General features: G+C 69.1%; 16 protein-coding genes. 6 read left to right on the top strand and 10 right to left on the bottom strand.

Annotated elements, in window-relative coordinates:
* Nucleotides 1–13: 13 nt before the first annotated feature.
* Nucleotides 14–424, bottom strand: a complete 411-nt coding sequence (locus U1872_RS14005; RefSeq protein ID WP_332793501.1) for a hypothetical protein — start codon at nucleotides 422–424, stop codon at nucleotides 14–16.
* Nucleotides 425–576: 152 nt separating this feature from the next.
* On the opposite strand from U1872_RS14005, the gene U1872_RS14000 reads away from it, so the two are divergent.
* The gene (locus U1872_RS14000) at nucleotides 577–879 is read left to right on the top strand and encodes a hypothetical protein (protein WP_332793500.1); all 303 of its coding nucleotides are present in this window, start codon (nucleotides 577–579) and stop codon (nucleotides 877–879) included.
* 5 nt (nucleotides 880–884) lie between these two features.
* Here U1872_RS14000 and U1872_RS13995 read toward each other — a convergent pair whose 3' ends face one another.
* The 4 genes from U1872_RS13995 to U1872_RS13980 form a co-directional block, all read right to left on the bottom strand.
* A complete protein-coding gene (locus U1872_RS13995; RefSeq protein WP_332793499.1) occupies nucleotides 885–4,298 on the bottom strand; it encodes a chromosome segregation SMC family protein in 3,414 nt (1,137 codons plus the stop codon).
* 160 nt (nucleotides 4,299–4,458) lie between these two features.
* Nucleotides 4,459–5,202: a thioredoxin domain-containing protein gene (locus U1872_RS13990; RefSeq protein ID WP_332793498.1), complete on the bottom strand. Its 744-nt coding sequence runs from the start codon at nucleotides 5,200–5,202 to the stop codon at nucleotides 4,459–4,461.
* A 23-nt stretch (nucleotides 5,203–5,225) separates the two neighbouring features.
* Nucleotides 5,226–5,939: a thioredoxin domain-containing protein gene (locus U1872_RS13985; RefSeq protein WP_332793497.1), complete on the bottom strand. Its 714-nt coding sequence runs from the start codon at nucleotides 5,937–5,939 to the stop codon at nucleotides 5,226–5,228.
* Nucleotides 5,939–6,475, bottom strand: coding sequence for a DUF721 domain-containing protein (locus tag U1872_RS13980; RefSeq protein ID WP_332793496.1), 537 nt, complete (start codon nucleotides 6,473–6,475; stop codon nucleotides 5,939–5,941). The genes U1872_RS13985 and U1872_RS13980 overlap by 1 nt, the downstream gene beginning before the upstream one ends.
* A 14-nt stretch (nucleotides 6,476–6,489) precedes the next feature.
* On the opposite strand from U1872_RS13980, the gene U1872_RS13975 reads away from it, so the two are divergent.
* The 3 genes from U1872_RS13975 to nudC are packed head-to-tail and all read left to right on the top strand — an operon-like array spanning nucleotide 6,490 to nucleotide 9,783.
* On the top strand, nucleotides 6,490–7,533 hold the full coding sequence (locus U1872_RS13975; RefSeq protein WP_443025379.1) for an A/G-specific adenine glycosylase: 1,044 nt from the start codon (nucleotides 6,490–6,492) through the stop codon (nucleotides 7,531–7,533).
* The gene (locus tag U1872_RS13970) at nucleotides 7,530–8,906 is read left to right on the top strand and encodes a serine hydrolase domain-containing protein (RefSeq protein ID WP_332793495.1); all 1,377 of its coding nucleotides are present in this window, start codon (nucleotides 7,530–7,532) and stop codon (nucleotides 8,904–8,906) included. Before U1872_RS13975 ends, U1872_RS13970 begins: the two co-directional genes overlap by 4 nt.
* 10 nt (nucleotides 8,907–8,916) lie before the next feature.
* Nucleotides 8,917–9,783 carry an NAD(+) diphosphatase gene (gene nudC, locus U1872_RS13965; protein ID WP_332793494.1) on the top strand — a complete coding sequence of 289 codons (867 nt, stop codon included), beginning with the start codon at nucleotides 8,917–8,919 and terminating at the stop codon, nucleotides 9,781–9,783.
* Nucleotides 9,784–9,808: 25 nt separating this feature from the next.
* Here nudC and U1872_RS13960 read toward each other — a convergent pair whose 3' ends face one another.
* Both U1872_RS13960 and U1872_RS13955 read right to left on the bottom strand, forming a co-directional pair.
* Nucleotides 9,809–11,608 (bottom strand): sensor domain-containing diguanylate cyclase, encoded by a 1,800-nt coding sequence (locus tag U1872_RS13960; protein WP_332793493.1) that lies wholly within the window; start codon nucleotides 11,606–11,608, stop codon nucleotides 9,809–9,811.
* Nucleotides 11,609–11,697: 89 nt separating this feature from the next.
* Nucleotides 11,698–12,588: a prephenate dehydratase gene (locus tag U1872_RS13955; RefSeq protein WP_332793492.1), complete on the bottom strand. Its 891-nt coding sequence runs from the start codon at nucleotides 12,586–12,588 to the stop codon at nucleotides 11,698–11,700.
* Between the two features lie 134 nt (nucleotides 12,589–12,722).
* Between U1872_RS13955 and U1872_RS13950 the strand changes: the two genes are divergently transcribed.
* A complete protein-coding gene (locus U1872_RS13950; protein ID WP_332793491.1) occupies nucleotides 12,723–13,442 on the top strand; it encodes a c-type cytochrome in 720 nt (239 codons plus the stop codon).
* 123 nt (nucleotides 13,443–13,565) lie between these two features.
* Here U1872_RS13950 and U1872_RS13945 read toward each other — a convergent pair whose 3' ends face one another.
* From U1872_RS13945 to U1872_RS13935, 3 genes are read right to left on the bottom strand one after another with little or no spacing between them, the layout of a single operon-like run.
* Nucleotides 13,566–14,489 (bottom strand): LOG family protein, encoded by a 924-nt coding sequence (locus tag U1872_RS13945; RefSeq protein WP_332793490.1) that lies wholly within the window; start codon nucleotides 14,487–14,489, stop codon nucleotides 13,566–13,568.
* A 37-nt stretch (nucleotides 14,490–14,526) separates the two neighbouring features.
* Entirely contained in the window at nucleotides 14,527–15,186 is a 660-nt protein-coding gene (locus U1872_RS13940; protein WP_332793489.1) for an extensin family protein, read from the bottom strand.
* A 34-nt stretch (nucleotides 15,187–15,220) separates the two neighbouring features.
* Nucleotides 15,221–15,853 carry a DUF4328 domain-containing protein gene (locus U1872_RS13935; protein ID WP_332793488.1) on the bottom strand — a complete coding sequence of 211 codons (633 nt, stop codon included), beginning with the start codon at nucleotides 15,851–15,853 and terminating at the stop codon, nucleotides 15,221–15,223.
* Between the two features lie 146 nt (nucleotides 15,854–15,999).
* Here U1872_RS13935 and U1872_RS13930 point away from each other — a divergent pair, with 146 nt between their 5' ends.
* Nucleotides 16,000–17,133, top strand: a complete 1,134-nt coding sequence (locus U1872_RS13930) for a phosphoserine transaminase (protein ID WP_332793487.1) — start codon at nucleotides 16,000–16,002, stop codon at nucleotides 17,131–17,133.
* The last annotated feature ends 69 nt before the right edge of the window (nucleotides 17,134–17,202 follow it).

The raw sequence follows: 17,202 nt of genomic DNA, 5'->3' as shown, positions 1-17,202 counted from the left end.
CCCGGCGCCCCGATCACGACCAGCCGCGGAGCCCGGCGCGCTTTTCGTGCGTCACGTCGGTCTTCGATCCGACCAGCCGCGCCGCCTTGCCGTCGACGCATTCGACCTCGGCGACGATGCGAATCCAGCGCGTACCGCTGGCGACGGCGATCTCGGCGTCGAGCGTGAAGCCGGTCTTGTCGCGAATCGCCACAAGCCGCAGGCTGTCGAGCGCGATCCGCGATTCGGGCGTGTAGCGTGCGGCGGTCGGCGCGCGCTCGAGCGGCGTTCCGCGCGGCACCTCGAACAGGTCGTAGACACCGTCGCTCCACGTCAACTGCTCGGTCGCCAGATCGCACGCCCACATGCCCGACGTCACCGATGACGGCACTTCCGCAGCGCCGACCACCGGCTGCGGCCCGGCGCTTCGATCGATCGCCCCCATATACGCTCCCTCACTCCAACGGCACGCGGCCACCGTTTGCAAACATCTCGTCGCAGCCGCCGGAACAATCCCGATTGTTCGCGCAGCGGATGCAACCCACCGGTCGATAGAACGTTACGCCTTCACAAAGATCAATAAAGGGACCTTTTGTCATGCGCCATTTCTTCCTTTCGCTTGCCGCCGCCTCGCTCGTCATCCCGGTGTCGATGGCGCTCCCCACCGATAAGGTCGAGGCGCGGAAGCATCGCTATTATGGCAAGTCTAACCGTCATTACACGCGCTGCCGTCACTCGTCGGGCACGACCGGCCTCGTCGCGGGCGGCGTCGGTGGTGCGTTGCTCGGCAATGCCGTCGGCGGCGGTGTGCTCGGCACGGTGGCTGGCGGCGTCGGAGGTGCACTCGGTGGCCGTGCGATCGATCGTTCGATGACCGCACGTCGTCGCGGTTGCCGCTAAGACTTCTACTCGGCGGCGAGGAGCGTTTCCGCGCCGCCGAGATCGACCGACACGAGCCGGCTCACGCCTTGCTCGACCATCGTTACGCCGAACAGCCGGTGCATCCGGCTCATCGTCACCGCATTGTGCGTGACGATCAGATAGCGCGTCTGCGTCTCGCGCGTCATCGCGTCGAGCAGCCCGCAGAAGCGCTCGATATTGGCATCGTCGAGCGGCGCATCGACCTCGTCGAGCACGCAGATCGGCGCCGGGTTGGTCAGGAACAGCCCGAAAATCAGCGCGACCGCAGTCAGCGCCTGCTCCCCACCCGATAGCAAGGTCAGCGACTGGAGCTTCTTGCCCGGCGGCTGCGCCATGATTTCGAGCCCGGCCTCGAGCGGATCGTCCGAATCGATCAGTTCGAGATGCGCGCTGCCGCCGTTGAACAGCGTCGTGAACAGCCGCCGGAAATGTCCGTCGACCGCTTCGAACGCGGCGAGCAGGCGCTGCCGCCCCTCGCGATTGAGCGTGCCGATCGACCCGCGCAGCCGGTTGACCGCCAGCCCCAGTTCCTCGCGCTCGGCGGCATTGCCCGAGCTCGCCGCCTCGAGCTCGGCCAGCTCGGTTTCGGCGACGAGATTGACCGGACCGATACGATCGCGATCGAGCATCAGCTTTTCATGGCTCGCCGATTCCTCGGCCGGACTGCGCACTCCGGCGCCATCGAACCCGACGCGTTCGGGCAACAGCACCGAGGGGCATTGGAAGCGCTCGCCCGACAACCGGTTCATCTCGACCCGGCGCAGCTCCTGATTCTCTGCGCGCGCCACCGCCCCCGCCCGCGCCTCGCGCGCTTGCGCCAGCGCCTCCGCCGCCGCCGCCGCATGGCCTTCGGTGGTGCGCAGCGTGGCCTCGGCGGCGCGTTCGGTCGTGGCGGCGGCATCCGCCTCGGTCCGCGCCGTAGCGTGCGCGATCTCGAGCGCCGCCACCTCGGCCGCCAGCGCCTCGGGCCGCCCGACCAACGCTGCGGCCTCGGCGGCGAGATCGCCGTCGCGCTTGTCCATCTCGGCGATCCGCCGCGCTGCCTCGCCAGCGCGCGTGCGCCAGCCCTTCGCCTCCGCCGCCATCGCCGCGAGCCGCTCGCGCGCGCTTGCCACATCGCGGTCGACCCCGGCGCGATCGGCGCGCGCGGTGGCGATCGCGCTGCGCCGCGCCTCGGCTTCGGCCGAGAGCGTGCGGACACGCTCGCGCGTCGCACTGCCGTCGGGGAGCGCCGCTTGCACCGCAGTCGCGCGGGCGACCTCGGAGGTCGCCTCGTCATGCTCGCCGACGATCCGCGCGCGCCGTGCCGCCAGATCGGCACGCTGTGCCTCGATCCGCTCGATCGCCGCGGTCGCGCGATCCTCGGCCCGCGCGGCGTCGCGCGCGCGCGTCTCGGCGCGCTCTAGCGCGCGCCGCGCCGCTACCGCCGCAGCGCGCGCATCGGCAATCGTCGTCGCGATCTGCGCGAGCACGCCGTCGGCTGCTTCGACCGCCGCCGCCGCCACGGGGCGCAGCGCGGTGATCGCGCGCAGGCGGTTGATCCGCTCGAGCCGCTCGGCCGCCGCCGCGCCGCCAGACTTGGCGACATAGCCGTCCCACCGCCGCAACACCCCGGAAAGCGTCACCAGCCGCTGCCCGACCGCGAGCGCGACGCCGTCATCGCTGTCGGCGACGAAAACCTGCGCGAGCCGCCGCGCCAATGCGGCCGGGGCCGCGACATGCTGGCCGAGCGGCACGGTGGCGGCCGGCGGCGGCGGATCGCCCGGCGCGATCTCGGCGCCCGCCCAGTGCCGCTCGCCCGCCGGATCGAGCCCGGCTTCGAGATCGTCGCCGAGCGCCGCCGCCAGCGCGCGCTCATAGCCCGGCTCGGGCTGAACCTGATCGAGCAAGCGGTCGCGACCGTCGCGCCGCGTCGCCTTGGTCAGCGCGGTCGCTTCGCTGTCGAGCGCGGCGAGATCGGCATGCGCGGTCGCGCGCGCGGCCTGCGCGCCGTCGCGCCCCGCGATGCTGGCGCGCTCGTCGGCATCGGCGCGGGTGAGCGCGGCGCGCGCGTCCTCGCCGTCGTGCAACGCCTGCGCGCGGGCCGCGGCAGCCTCGTTCCGCTGCGCCACGAGCGGCGCTGCGTCGCCCAGCGCCGCTGCCTCGGCGGTGACCCGGGCAAGATCGCGCGCACTGCGCTCGGCGCGGGCGCGTGCCGCCGCCAGCGCGGCTTCGGCGACGCGCGCATCGGCCAGCTCGGTCGCCTGCGCGGCGAGCGCCTGCGCGAGGGCGACCTCGGCGTCGCGGCCGGCCCGCTCTGCCTCGCTCAACCGCGTCTCGAGTTCGGGCACCCGCGCGACCGCTTCGGCGAGCATCGCCTCCAGCCGCTTGGCCTCGTCGGCGAGCCGTGCGATCGCCTCGGCAGCGTCGCTCGCGAGCGATCCCTCACGCGCACGGTCGTCGGCGAGCCGCAACCGGGCCGCGGCCAGTTCCTGCGTCCGCCGCACCGCCGCCGCCTGCTCGCCGCGCAGGCCGCCGAGCCGGTGCCCCGCCTCGCTCGCCGCCTCGCGCAACGCCAGCGCCGCGCCGCGCGCCTGCGCCAGCGCCTCGGTCGCCGCCAGGGCATGCGCGGCGGCGGCGCGCTGCGCCTCGGCCGCCGCGGCGACGCTCGCCTCGCACGCCACCGCCTCGGCCTTGGCCGCATCCGCCGCCGCCTGCGCATCGCGCCAGCGCGCGAAGATCATCCGGGCCTCGGCGCTGCGGATCTGGTCCGAGAGCAACCGATAGCGCTCGGCCTGCCGCGCCTGCCGGCGCAGCGCGCCCGCGCGAACGTCCTGGTCGGCGATCAGTTCGTCGAGCCGCGCAAGATTGGCCTCGGTCGCGCGCAGTTTCTGCTCGGCATCCTTGCGGCGGACGTGAAGCCCGGCGATCCCCGCGGCTTCCTCGAGCATCGCGCGGCGTTCCTGCGGCTTGGCGGCGATGATCGCGCCGATCCGGCCCTGGCTGACGAGTGCCGGCGAATGCGCGCCCGTCGCCGAATCGGCGAACAGCAAGGCGACGTCCTTGGCGCGCACGTCGCGCCCGTCGATCCGGTAGGCCGAGCCCGCGCCGCGCTCGATCCGGCGAACCACTTCGGTTTCTTCAGGCCCGTCGGCGCCGGGCGCCTCGATCAGCATCGACACTTCGGCGAAATCGCGCGCTGGGCGGGTATTGGTGCCAGCGAAGATGACGTCGTCCATCCCGGCGCCCCGCAGCGAGCGCGCCGAGGTCTCGCCCATCGTCCAGCGCAGCGCCTCGAGCAGGTTGGACTTGCCGCAGCCGTTGGGGCCGACGATGCCGGTCAGCCCGGGCTCGATCCGCAGATCGGCCGCGTCGACGAAGCTCTTGAAGCCCGACAGACGGAGCCGCTTGATCTGCATTCAGAGCCCCCCGGCTAGAGTGGAAACAGCGAGGCTTCCTTCCAACAAAAGGCCGTCACCCCGGGCCTGTCCCGGGGTCCACCGTCGTCAGCAGCCCACGATCGCAGACCATGCGGCACGGTGGATGCCGGGACAAGCCCGGCATGACGAGCAGGGTGCCTTACGCCCCGGCGCGCTTCAGCGCCGCCTCGACATCGGGCCAGCTCACGCCGTCGACCTTGGTGCCGTTGAGGATAAAGGTCGGCGTCCCCGTGACCGTCGCGCCATCGCCCTTGTTCATCATGCCGATGATCTCCTCGAGCGCCGCCTTGTCGGCGATGCAGGCGCGCGCCTTGGCTTCGGGGATACCGCGCTGCTTCACGAAATCGACATAGCCGAGATAGTCGCCCCATGCCGCGGCCGCGTCGTTCGGGGTCTTGCCCTGCAGGCTGGTCTGCAGCGCGTTGGTCGCATTCTGGTCGGCGAGCTTCGCCTCGAACTGCGGCTGCGCCATGTACATCGCCTCGAGCAGCGGGAAGAAGGTCGCGGTGCCGACGCAGCGGCCGAGCAGGCTCGGCGCGAAATCGGGCTGGCCGTGGACGAGATAGTCGCGGAATTCGTACGACACCTTGCCGGTCGAGACATAGTTGTCGGTCAGCGGCTTCTGGCCGGTCTGGCCGAACGCGCCGCAGGTCGGGCAGGTGCGCGAGCCATATTCGACCAGCTTGATCGCGGCATCGGGATTGCCCATGCGATAGCCGCCCTCGGGCGTCTTCGACACCATCTCGGTCCAGTTCTGCCCGCTCGGCGCGGGCTTGGCGGCGACGGGGGCCGCGGCGACGTTGCCGTCCGCGCTCGTGCCGCTGCCACCGCACGATGCGAGCGACAGCGCGGCAACCGCGGCGAACAGGATGCGAGGGGTCATCGATAGGCTCCTAGGGTGAAAGATCATTTGGCGAGCGCGGTGCGCAGCAGTGGTTCGAGGGTCGCCCAGTCGTGCACATCGGCTTGCGCGGCGCCGTTCACGACGAACGTCGGCGTACCGGACACCGCATAGGCCTTGGCCGCCGCGTCGGCACGCGCGACGAGCGCGTCGACCCTGGCGCGATCGGCAAGACAGGCATTGGCCTTGGCGAGCGGCAGGCCGCGCTTCACCACGAAATCGGTATAGCCATAGAATTGCGCGAGATAGGTGGCGACCGCATTGGGCGTCGCGGCCTGCAATTCCTTCTGCTTGGCGTCGGGAATCGCGTCGCTGCGCCCGACCAGCGCCTGCTGATTGGCCATCATCGCGTCGAGGATCGGGAAGAAGGCGCGCGTCGGCACGCACTGGCCGAGCAGGATCGGCCCGAGATCGAGCGCGCCATGCACCGGGAAATCGCGGAACTCGTAGGAGACCTTGCCGCTCGCGATGTAGCCGGCCTTGAGCGCGGGGAAGCCCTCGACATCGAACCTGGCGCACAGCGGGCAGGTGCGCGAGCCGAACTCGATCACTTTGACCTTTGCCGCGGGATTGCCCATCCGCACGCCACCCTCGGGCGTCGCGGCGACCGTCTGCAGCCACGCGCCGCGCGCTGCGACGGGCGCCTTCTTCTGTGGCGCAGCCTGCGCACTCGAAACCAGCGCGGCACCGATCGCCAGCACCACCAACCCGAACCGCATCATTCGTCTCCACCCACCACCGGCGCACCGCGCGTCGCGGCGACACCCGCCGCGAGCGCCTCGAGCACCGCCTTCAATTCCGGATCGGCGATCGTCCGCAGGCTCGCGCCGAGATCGAGCGGCACCGGCTTCAACGACGGCGGCGCGGCGCGCGGGCGCGGCACGGGCACGTCGCCCTGGCGGAACTGCACCTTGGCGACCGCGGCATAGCCGAAGAAGCGGTTGACCCGCTCGATGATCTCGGGCGCGATATGCTGCATCATCGTCGCATGCGCGCCGCGCACGACGAGGTTGAGCGTGCCGCCGACGCGCTCGCCATGTGGGAACTTGATCGATTCGGGCGACGACACGCCGGCATAGCGCGGACCGACGATCTCGCTCCAGCGGCTGACCACGGCGCTCTGGACGAAGCCGAAGCGGCGGAACGCGGCGCGGCCGGCATCGGGCAGTAATTCGGCGACCGAGCGCGCGCGACCACCGCGCGGGCGCTCGACGACGGGTGCTGGGGTGCCACGCTTGCTCATTGCGTCGTCCATGCCATAGCGAGCCGGTGTCCGCCAAGCATCCTTCCGCCGCCCCCGCAAAACTCCTGCTCGACTGGTACGATAGCCACGCCCGCGCCTTGCCGTGGCGCGCCGCGCCGGGAAGCAATGCGCCAGATCCGTATCGCGTGTGGCTCTCCGAAATCATGCTGCAGCAGACGACGGTCGCCGCGGTGCGGCCGAAATTCGAGGCGTTCGTCGCGCGCTGGCCCACGGTCGAGGCACTCGCCGCCGCGCCCGAGGCCGATCTGATGGCGGCGTGGGCGGGGCTCGGTTACTATGCCCGCGCGCGCAACCTCCACGCCTGTGCCCGCGCGGTCGTCGCATTGGGCGACTTCCCGACGACCGAAGAGGGGCTGCGCGCGCTGCCCGGCGTCGGCGCCTATACCGCCGCCGCGATCGCCGCGATTGCCTTTGGCGAGCGCGCGGTGGTGGTCGACGCCAATGTCGCGCGCGTCGTCGCGCGGCTGTTTGCGATCGAACGCCCCTTGCCCGGCGGGATGCCCGAGGTGCGCGCGGCGACCGACGGGATCACGCCCGATACGCGCTCGGGCGATTTCGCGCAGGCGATGATGGACCTGGGGTCGTCGGTCTGCACGCCGCGCGCGCCGCGCTGCCTCGCCTGCCCGCTCTCGAGCGTGTGCGAGGGCTACCGGCTCGGCAATCCCGAGGGCTTTCCGATCAAGGCGGCCAAGCTCGCCAAGCCGCAGCGCCACGGCACGATCTTCTGGGCGGAGCAGGGCGGCCGCGTGCTGCTGGTCCGCCGTCCGCCACGCGGCCTGCTCGGTGGAATGCGCGCGCTGCCGACCGGGCCGTGGGCCGACACGCCGCCGGGACTCGCCGATCCGCCGCTACCCGCGGACTGGCAGATCCTCCCCGAAACGGTCGCGCATGTCTTCACCCACTTCCGGCTCGAACTGTCGCTTGCGATCGCGCGCGTGGATGGGCATGCGGGCGACGGCGAGTGGTGGGACGTGACCGGGATCGACTCGGCGGGCCTGCCGACGGTGTTCGCCAAGGCGGCGGACGCAATCAGAAGGGCACGACCATGATTCGAGCAATCATTCCGATCACGCTGCTGGCGACGATCGCCGGATCCGCGGCGCTCGCCGGGCAGGCGTCGCCGCGACCGCAGCCCCAGCAGCCCGCTCCAGCGGCAGCTGCGAATGACGATTTCGTCGTGACGGAACGGCTCGGCAGCAAGGATCTGGCACGCTTCCCGAAGACCTTCGGGCTGTTCACCGATTACATCAACAGCAACAAAATCCCCGGCGTGGTCGGCGCGGTCGGTCAGGGCCGATCACCGACCGCGATCATCGCCGCCGGCAAGCTCGGCGACGAGCTCGGCGCGCCCCGCGTCGACAAGGACAGCCTGTGGCGCGTCTATTCGATGACCAAGCCAATCACCGCGATGGCGGCGATGATCCTGGTCGAGGAAGGCAAGATCGGGCTCGACCAGCCGGTCAGCGACTTCATCCCCGCGTTCAAGACAATGCGCGTCCAGATCAGCCCCGACTCGCTCGAGACGCGCCCCGCGACCAGGCCGATCACGATCCGCAACCTGCTCACCCACACCGCCGGCCTCGGCTACACGATCATCACCAAGGGCCCGTTGCTCAAGGCGTATGAAGACGCCGGCATCACCCCCTTCACCTCCGACGCCAAGACCGAGGCGCAACTCCGCCTCAAGCGCCCCGCGACGCTCGAGGCGTTCGCGAACAAGGTCGCCACGCTCCCGCTGATCGCCGAGCCCGGCACCAAGTGGAGCTATTCGATCGGCCTCGACGTCCTCGGCCGCGTGATCGAGGTCGCCGGCAAGATGCCGTTCGACACCTTCCTGCAGCGCCGCATCTTCACCCCGCTCAAGATGAACTCGAGCTATTTCCAGGTACCGGCTTCCGAAGCACGGCGGCTCGCAACGGGCTATTTCATCGCCGGCAACAGCCGCGTCCCGCTCGATCCCGGCGCGACCTCGGTCTACCTCCAGGCGCCGAGCTTCCCTTATGGCGGCGCCGGGCTCGTCACCTCGGCGGCGGATTACGATCGCTTCCTGCACATGCTGCAGAATGGCGGCAGCCTCGACGGCGTGCGCATCCTCAAGCCCGCCACCGCCAAACTCGCCATGTCGAACCTGCTGCCGACCGGCGTGATCTACCCCGGCGCGGTCTCGGCAACGGGCGGGACGACCAACCCGCAGGGCTTCGGCGCGGGCGGCTCGGTCACGCTGAACGACACGCCCGGCGGCCCGGCCAAGGGCACCTACGGCTGGGGCGGCGCTGCCGGCACGATCGCCTGGGTCGATCCGGTCAACCAAGCCCGCGCCACGATCATGGTCAACTATCTGCCCGGCGACAAATGGCCGCTGCGCGCCGAATCGACCAAGGCGGTCTATGCCGACCTGTCCCCCTACCTTGCGAGAAAGTGACCGCGCCATCGTGCTGACTCCAGGCTTTACCGGCGGCCCGCTCGACCGCGCCGATGCGCTGCGCCACGATCCCGAGGGCCTCGCCGCCGCCACGGGCGACTGGCGCTCGCGCCTGCTCAAGCTCGTCGATTTCGAGCCCGAACTCGACGCCGAGGGCAAGCTCGTCTGGACGTCGCTCGCCGACGCCCCCGACGAGGCAGAGCTCGTCCTGCTCGGCCTGGACGAGAGCGGCCGCGCGCATTTCGCCGCTTACATCCCCGGCATGCGCGCATCGGCGCGCCCGGCGTGGCTGTTCCGCGCGCTCGGCAGCTTCGCGGCGGGCGAGGCGGCGACCTATGCCGCCGCGCGCTCGTTGCTCGACTGGCACAGCCGCCACCAGCATTGCGCCAATTGCGGGCACCAAACCGAGATGTTCCGCGCCGGCTGGGGCCGCAATTGCCCCAATTGCAAGGCCGAGCATTTCCCGCGCGTCGACCCGGTGGTGATCATGATCGCCGAGCATGACGGTCGCGCCCTGCTCGGCCGCCAGCCGGCGTTCCCGCCCGGCCGCTATTCGGCGCTGGCGGGTTTCCTCGAACCCGGCGAATCGATCGAGGAAGCCGTCGCGCGCGAGATTTTCGAGGAAGCCGGCGTGCGCGTCTCGAACGTCCGCTACGTCGCCAGCCAGCCCTGGCCCTTCCCCTCCTCGCTGATGATCGGCTGTGTCGGCACTGCGGCCGACGACAAGATCACGCTCGATACAAACGAGCTCGAGGACGCGATCTGGGTCTCGCGCGCCGACGTGCGCGCGGTCCTGGCCGGCGAAGACGGCCCGTTCCTCGCGCCGCCGCCGTATGCGATCGCGCATACGCTGTTGAAGGCGTGGGCGGAGGGGTGACGGTTCGACGCGGCCGATGGTCCCGCTAGGCGGCGAGCCGGAGCCGGTTTCGCCCTGCCGCCTTGGCGGCATAGAGCGCCAGATCGGCACGCTTCAAAATCGCCTGGGCGGTCTCGCCGCATCGCAAGGTCGCCACGCCGAGGCTGATGGTGACCGTCGGCGATCCTGGTGCGCCGCTCCCTTCTACGGCGATGCGAACGCGCTCGGCGACGTGCTCGGCCGCAGCGCTGCCAGTGTTTGGCAAGAGCAAGAAAAACTCCTCGCCACCGTATCGACCGATCAAGTCTGTGCCGCGCAAGCAGTGCGCCGCGGAAGCGGCGACGCGCTTCAAGACCTCGTCGCCGACGTCATGGCCGAAATGATCATTGACCGATTTGAAATGATCGACGTCGAACATGATCACCGACAGCATTTCGAGATCGGGCTGCCCGGCTTCGACCGCGACCGACAATTCCCGGATGAGGCAACGCCGGTTCGCCACCCCGGTCAGCGGGTCGGTATCGGCCAATGCGAGCGCCTCCTTGGCGGATCGCTCGGCCACATCGCGTGCCGCGGCAAGGCGGTCCCGCGCCTCCACCTGGTCGGTTACGTCCTGAAGGATGCCGAACAGACCGATCGCATCGTCCTTGGACGAAAAATCGCGCTCGCCGCGCGAAACGACGTGCCGGATCGATCCGTCCCCGCGAATGATGCGGGCGTTGAAATTGAAAGCACGGCCATCGGCGACGGCGCGCGCGACGACGTCCTCGACGATCGATCGATCCTCGGGGTGATAGAAGCCTATCGCATCGGCCATCGTCGGCGGAGAACCGGTCGTGACGCCGTGAATGCGAAAGACTTCGGGCGACCAATAGACGGTCTGTTCCGCCGGGCTGACGCGCCAGTGCCCGATATGCCCCGCCTGTTCGGCCTGGTCGAGCAACCGCATCCGCTCGGCCAGATCGATCCGCAACCGCTCCTTGCCCGCAAGAAGCCGCGCTAGCGGAAGAGCGGAGAAAAACAGCGCGACGAGGTAAAATTGAAAAAAGAGAACCTGCGTCTGCCGCCCCGCATCGATCAGCGATACCGGCCCGTAGCCGTCCGGCAGCGCCCATGATCCAAGCACCGTGGCGACGGCGACGACGATGATCCCGCCAAGCGCACCTGCGTGCACCACAGCGGCGATCGCGACCATCATCGGCAGGAAGAGCAGCGGGAAGACCGATTGGAAGAAGGTGAACGCACACACCACGGCGGAAAGCACCGCGATCTGCACGAGCGCCGCGACGCTGATCGCCGGGAAGACCTTGCGGATCGAAGCGGCGGCCTCGTAGACGACCATCAGCGGCGGGGTGATCAGCAACATGCCGAGCCACACGGTCGCAAACCACGAAACGAAGAAATGCCAGTTGTGCGACGAATTGACCGACAGCGCCACGCTCGCACTCAGGAGGGCCGCGACAAACGTCGAGACCGCGAAACAGCCGACGCCCTGCAAATCGACGAACGAGACCCGGCACCCCGCGCGCTGGCGTAGCAACACGGTCGCGATCAACGCCTCGATCAGATTTGCCGCGGTAAAACCGGCGGCGAGCGCAGCGCTCGCGCCGACGACGAGATTGGCGCCGAAACTGGCGAGAAGCGCTGCCGATGCGTAGCGCCAGATCATGCGCCGGGGGACCATCAGCAGCGTGGCGAGCAGAATGCCGCTCGGCGGCCACACGGTCGCAATCCCATCACGGCCACTGGTCAGCGTCAGCGCAAGGTCGGCAGAACAGAAATAGGTGATGCCCAGCACGACAGGGCCGAAGGGTGACAAAGCGAGCTTCGCGATTTTGCGATCCATACCTGGTTGTCGCGGGCCAGGCTTAATGGCGCGTTAAAGCGCTCACACCGGGCGCTACCGACATATGATCGCCGTCACCTCGCACCCGCTCACCCCCGCGCGCGCGCCTGGCGATACGTGCCCAGCACGCGCACCCATTTCGAATGGAAGCCCAACTCCTCGAGCGCGCGGTCGAGGCCGGGTTGGCCGGGACGGCCCTCGACATCGGCGTAGAATTCGGTCGCGGCGAAGCTGCCGCCGCGCTGGTAGCTTTCGAGCTTGGTCATGTTGACGCCGTTGGTCGCAAAGCCACCCATCGCCTTATAGAGCGCGGCGGGGACGTTCTTCACCTCGAAGATCAGCGTCGTCATCCACGCGCCGTCGCCGATCGGCGGATGCCCGGCGCGCGCCAGCACGACGAAGCGCGTAGTGTTATGATCGGCATCGGCGATGTCGCTGGCGAGCGTCTCGAGCCCGTAGAGCGCGGCGGCCCCCGGCGGGGCGAGCGCGGCGAGCGCCGGGTCGCCGCGATCGGCGACGACCGCTGCGGCGCCGGCGGTGTCGGGATAGGCGATCGGCGCAATGCCGCGCTCGCGCAGCCAGTGACGGCACTGGCCGAGCGCCTGCGGGTGGCTCATCGCCTCGCGCACGCCGGCAAGCGGCCCCAGCCCCATCAGCGCATAGCGAATCCCGAGGAAATGCTCGCCGGTGATCACCAGCCCAGATTCGGGGAGCAGGAAATGCATGTCGGCGACGCGGCCGTGGAGCGAATTCTCGATCGGGATCAGCGCGCAATCGGCACGCCCATCGCGCACCGCATCGATCGCGTCGGCGAAATCGAAGCAGGGCAGCGGGAGGGCGTCGGGGAAGGCCTCGAGCGTGGCGATATGCGAATTGGCGCCGGGCGCGCCCTGGAACGCGACCGCGCGGCTCGGCTCGGCAGCGGCGGTCTCGGTCATCTGCGCGACGAGGGCGCGGGCGGGAGCGGCGAAATTTTCCATGGGCCCCGGGCGGTAACGGCGTCGCGGCGATGCGGCAAGCTTGGCTTGCGGTGCCGCGTTCGCGAATCTATGGGTCAAGGCAACTTCGTGGTCCTTCAGGGGGACCCTCCTGCGGCAGAGGCGGAAAAACGAGCATGGATAACCGGACCAACACGATTGCGGGCTGGGTTTTGGGCAGTCTCGGGGCTGCGCTCGCGCTCGGTATCGCCGGCCACATGATCGTCGAACCGATCAAGTCCGAGAAGGAAGGCTATCCGATCGAGGCGCCCGCCGACGATGCCGGCGGCGGCGGCGGCCCTGCCGCGCCCGACAAGCCGATCGCCGAGCTGATGGCGACCGCCGACGCGACGCACGGCGCCGACGTCTTCAAGAAGTGCGGGGCATGCCACACCGTCGCGCAGGGCGGCGCCAACGGCATCGGCCCGAACCTGTGGGCGACCGTCGGCGAGGCGATCGCGCAAGGGAAAGGCGGCTACGCTTTCTCCGACGCGCTCAAGACCGCGGGCGCCGGCAAGAAGTGGGATTTCGAAGAGCTCAACAAGTGGCTGACCAGCCCGCGCGCTTATGCCTCGGGCACCAAGATGACCTTCGCCGGCCTGACCAGCGCGAAGGATCGCGCCGACGTGATCCTGTATCTCAACACGCAGGGCTCGAACCTGCCGCTGCCGGCACCGCCCGCCGGCGCTCCTGCTGCGACCGAAGCCAAGACCCCGCCGGCTGCCGGCGCCGCCGATCCCGGCGGCAAGGCGTCGCCGGGCGCCGCAGGCCTCGGCAACGAGACGGCACCGGCCGCCGCCGGCAAGGTGTCGTCTTCGCCGCTCGGCCGCGACACCGCGGCACCGGTGGGCAAGTAACAGGAAAAAGCCCCTCTCCTTCAGGGGGGGGGGTGGGGTGGGGACGTCTAACGTCTGGCCAGGTCTCTGCGAGGCACGCCCCATCCCCAACCCCTCCCCTGAAGGGGAGGGGCTAAGAGCCGCTCAGTCCTTGTCGCGGTAGAAGTCCTTCACCACCGCCCAGCCTTCTTCGGCGGTCTCGACGAAGGTGAAGATGCCGAGATCCTTGGCCGACACCACGCCTTCCTCGACCAGCGCCTCGAAATTGACGACGCGCTCCCAGAATTTGCGGCCGTAAAGCAGCACCGGGATCGGCTTGATCTTGCCGGTCTGGATCAGCGTCAGCAGCTCGAACAGTTCGTCGAACGTGCCGAACCCGCCCGGGAACGCCGCGAGCGCACGCGCGTGCAGCAGGAAGTGCATCTTGCGCAGCGCGAAATAGTGGAACTGCATCGACAGCGACGGCGTCACATACGGATTGGGCGCCTGTTCGTGCGGCAACACGATGTTGAGCCCGACCGATTCGTAGCCGGCTTCGGCCGCACCGCGGTTCGCCGCTTCCATGATCGACGGCCCGCCACCCGAGCAGACGACGAACTGGCGCTTGCCTTCCTCGTCGACCGGGAAGGCGCTGACCAGCTGCGCGAGCTCATAGGCGACGTCGTAATATTTCGATTTCTCGACCAGGCTCTCCGCGATCCGCACCGCTTGTTCGCGGTTCTCGGTCGCGGAGCGCGCGAGCTCGAGCAGCGCTTGCGCCTTGGCCGGCTCGGGGATCCGCGCCGACCCGTACATCACGAAGGTCGAGCCGATCTTGGCCTCGTCGAGCAGCAATTGCGGCTTGAGCAGTTCGAGCTGGAAGCGGATCGGCCGCAGATCCTCGCGCAGCAGGAAATCCATGTCCTGGAAGGCTAGGCGGTAGGCCGGGTTCTCGGTCTGCGGGGTGCTGACGGCTGCCTTGGCAGTCTCGGCATCCTGCCGCGCGCGGGCAAACACGCGCTCGGGAACATGCGTGTGGCTGTCCGGACCGGTGGAGTGCGGGGTGTTGGGATGGGATGGTTCGCTCATCCGACGCCCCTAAGCCAAAAGCGCGCCGAATTGAAGCCTAGCGGCAAAATCCCGCATGGTCGTCCTCGAGATGGAAATGGTTGTAGTGCGCTGCATTGTAATTCGGGCTGAGCACGGTGCCGAAGCGCTTGCACGCCGAATCGTGGATCGCGCGGAGGAAGGCACGGGTGTTGGGGTCGCCGCCATTCCAATCCTGCTGGACGGTGATTCGCCGCCCGTTCTTGAGCACGAAGCCCGAGACGTCGACTGCATTGGCGCTGGCATGCCCCGACAGCCGCCCCGCCCCGGCCGCCGATCCGACCACGGTGCGACAAGCATAGGTGCCCATGCTCTCGATCCGCACGATGTCGCTGCCGAGCATCTGGCGCGCCGCGGGTGCGACGGCATGATCGATCCACCCGGTGAAGCTGCGCGCGAGACCGCAGCGCATCGCCTTCAAATTGGTCACGGGGACGCCGATGTCGATCAGCTGCAGCGCGCCGACGATCCGGCAGCCGCCGCCATAGTCGCGGTCGGGCAAGGGCGAGAAGCGCACGTCCGCACGCGACAGATCGGCAAAGCACGCCCGCGTCTCGCGACTCGTCGGCAGATCGAGCGTGATCGGCCGGCTGCCGCGCGGGCGGGTCGGCGCGCGCTGGTCATGGTCGCCCGAACAGGCGGCGAGCAGGAACACGATAAAGAGAAGCGACCGACGCATGACGCAGCGTTAGCGCCTCAGCGTCTACCGATCGCTATTCAAAAATGCGCGTATCGACGATCGCCCGCTGATTTGCGGTCAGTCGCCGCATGACGACGATCAGCAGCACCGCCATCGGCACGTCGATCACAAGCAAGGCGATGTCGAACCACGCGCTCAGGGTCAGGTCGCTTATCGTCTTGGCGTTGAGGGAGAAGCGGAAGCTGATATTGCCGAGGATACTGGCCAGCACCCAAAGCCCCCACCACCACCGCATCACCGCTGGAACCGGCACGCTGTCGGGGTTCTCGGGCGAAAGGCTGACCTGCCACGTCTCGCGCAACGCCTGAAACGGTTTGAACAGCGACGCGACCGGGACGAACAGGAACCCGACGCTCCAGCCCGGTGAAATCGTCATCGCGTCGGACAGCGTATGCGCGTTGGCGCTAGCGCGATAGATCCAGCGCGACACGAACACGGCCGATGCGATGAAGGCCAGCGTGTAGGCGATGCCGACGCCCGTGGCGGTGCGATCCACCGCCTCCAGGGCAGGCTGCGACCATATCTCGCCGGTTCCGCCCAATCCCGCGATGACCAACGCGCCCGAACTCGCCAAGGCGAAATCCGCCACAAGCCAGATCAGCACCGCAATTTCTGCAAGACGTTGTCGACGATCGAGATTTTGCATTTTTCGTTCTCCCCGGCAGCGAAGGCTGTAGCCGCTGTGCGAGGACTGTCCAGCGATCGCGCTTGACGCACGCGCCCGTGCCACTAGGACCGGCGACGGGCCACGCGGTCCCAACGCCGCGCGTGCTCTCTGTGAGGAGAGACTACATGACTGACTTACCTGCCGTCCCGGCGATCAAACCGGCGCGTCCGTATTTTTCTTCCGGCCCGTGTGCGAAACCGCCCGGCTGGTCCCCCGACAAGCTGGCTACCGAATCGCTCGGCCGCTCGCACCGTTCGAAGATCGGCAAGACGCGCCTGCAGCTCTGCATCGACCTGATGCGCGAACTGCTCAAGCTCCCCGACACCCACCGCATCGGCATCGTCCCCGGCTCCGACACTGGCGCGTTCGAAATGGCGATGTGGACGATGCTGGGTGCCAAGCCCGTCACGACGCTCGCCTGGGAAAGCTTCGGCGAAGGCTGGGTCACCGACGCGGTCAAGCAGCTCAAGATCGATCCCACTGTCGTGCGCGCCGATTACGGCCAGCTGCCCGATCTGGGCGCGGTCGACTGGTCGAACGACGTATTGTTCACCTGGAACGGCACCACCTCGGGCGTGCGCGTACCGAATGCCGACTGGATTCCCGCCGACCGCGAAGGCCTGTCCTTTGCCGACGCGACCAGCGCGGTGTTCGCGTACGACATCGACTGGGCGAAGATCGATGTCGCGACCTTCTCGTGGCAGAAAGTGCTCGGCGGAGAAGGCGCACACGGCGTGCTGATCCTCGGACCGCGCGCGGTCGAGCGGCTTGAGTCGTACACCCCCGCCTGGCCGCTGCCGAAGGTGTTCCGCCTCGTGTCGAAGGGCAAGCTGACCGAGGGCGTGTTCAAGGGCGAGACGATCAACACGCCGTCGATGCTCGCCGTCGAGGATTGCATCGCCGCGCTCGAATGGGCGAAGTCGGTCGGCGGCGCAGACGGGCTGATCGCTCGCTCGGACGACAATGCCGCGGCGCTCGACCAGATCGTGGCGGAGCGCTCGTGGCTCGGCCATCTGGCTGCCGACGCAGCGACGCGGTCGAAGACCAGCGTGTGCCTGACGGTCGAGGGCGCCGACGAGGCGTTCATCAAGACCTTCGCCGGCCTTCTCGAAAAGCAGGGCGCGGCGTATGACGTCGCCGGCTATCGCGACGCGCCCCCGGGCCTGCGCATTTGGTGCGGCGCGACGGTCGACACCGCCGACATCGTCGCGCTCGGGCCGTGGCTCGACTGGGCCTACGCGACCGCCAAGGCGGCGTAACCGCTTCTCCCTCTCCCCTCCGGGGAGAGGGTCGGGGAGAGGGGTAGTCACCGACACCGCCCTCTCCTG

Source organism: Parasphingomonas frigoris (genome assembly GCF_036663815.1).
GTDB lineage: Bacteria > Pseudomonadota > Alphaproteobacteria > Sphingomonadales > Sphingomonadaceae > Sphingomonas.
The sequence above is the reverse complement of the archived record's forward strand: the minus strand, read 5'-3'. Positions and strand labels throughout refer to the sequence as shown.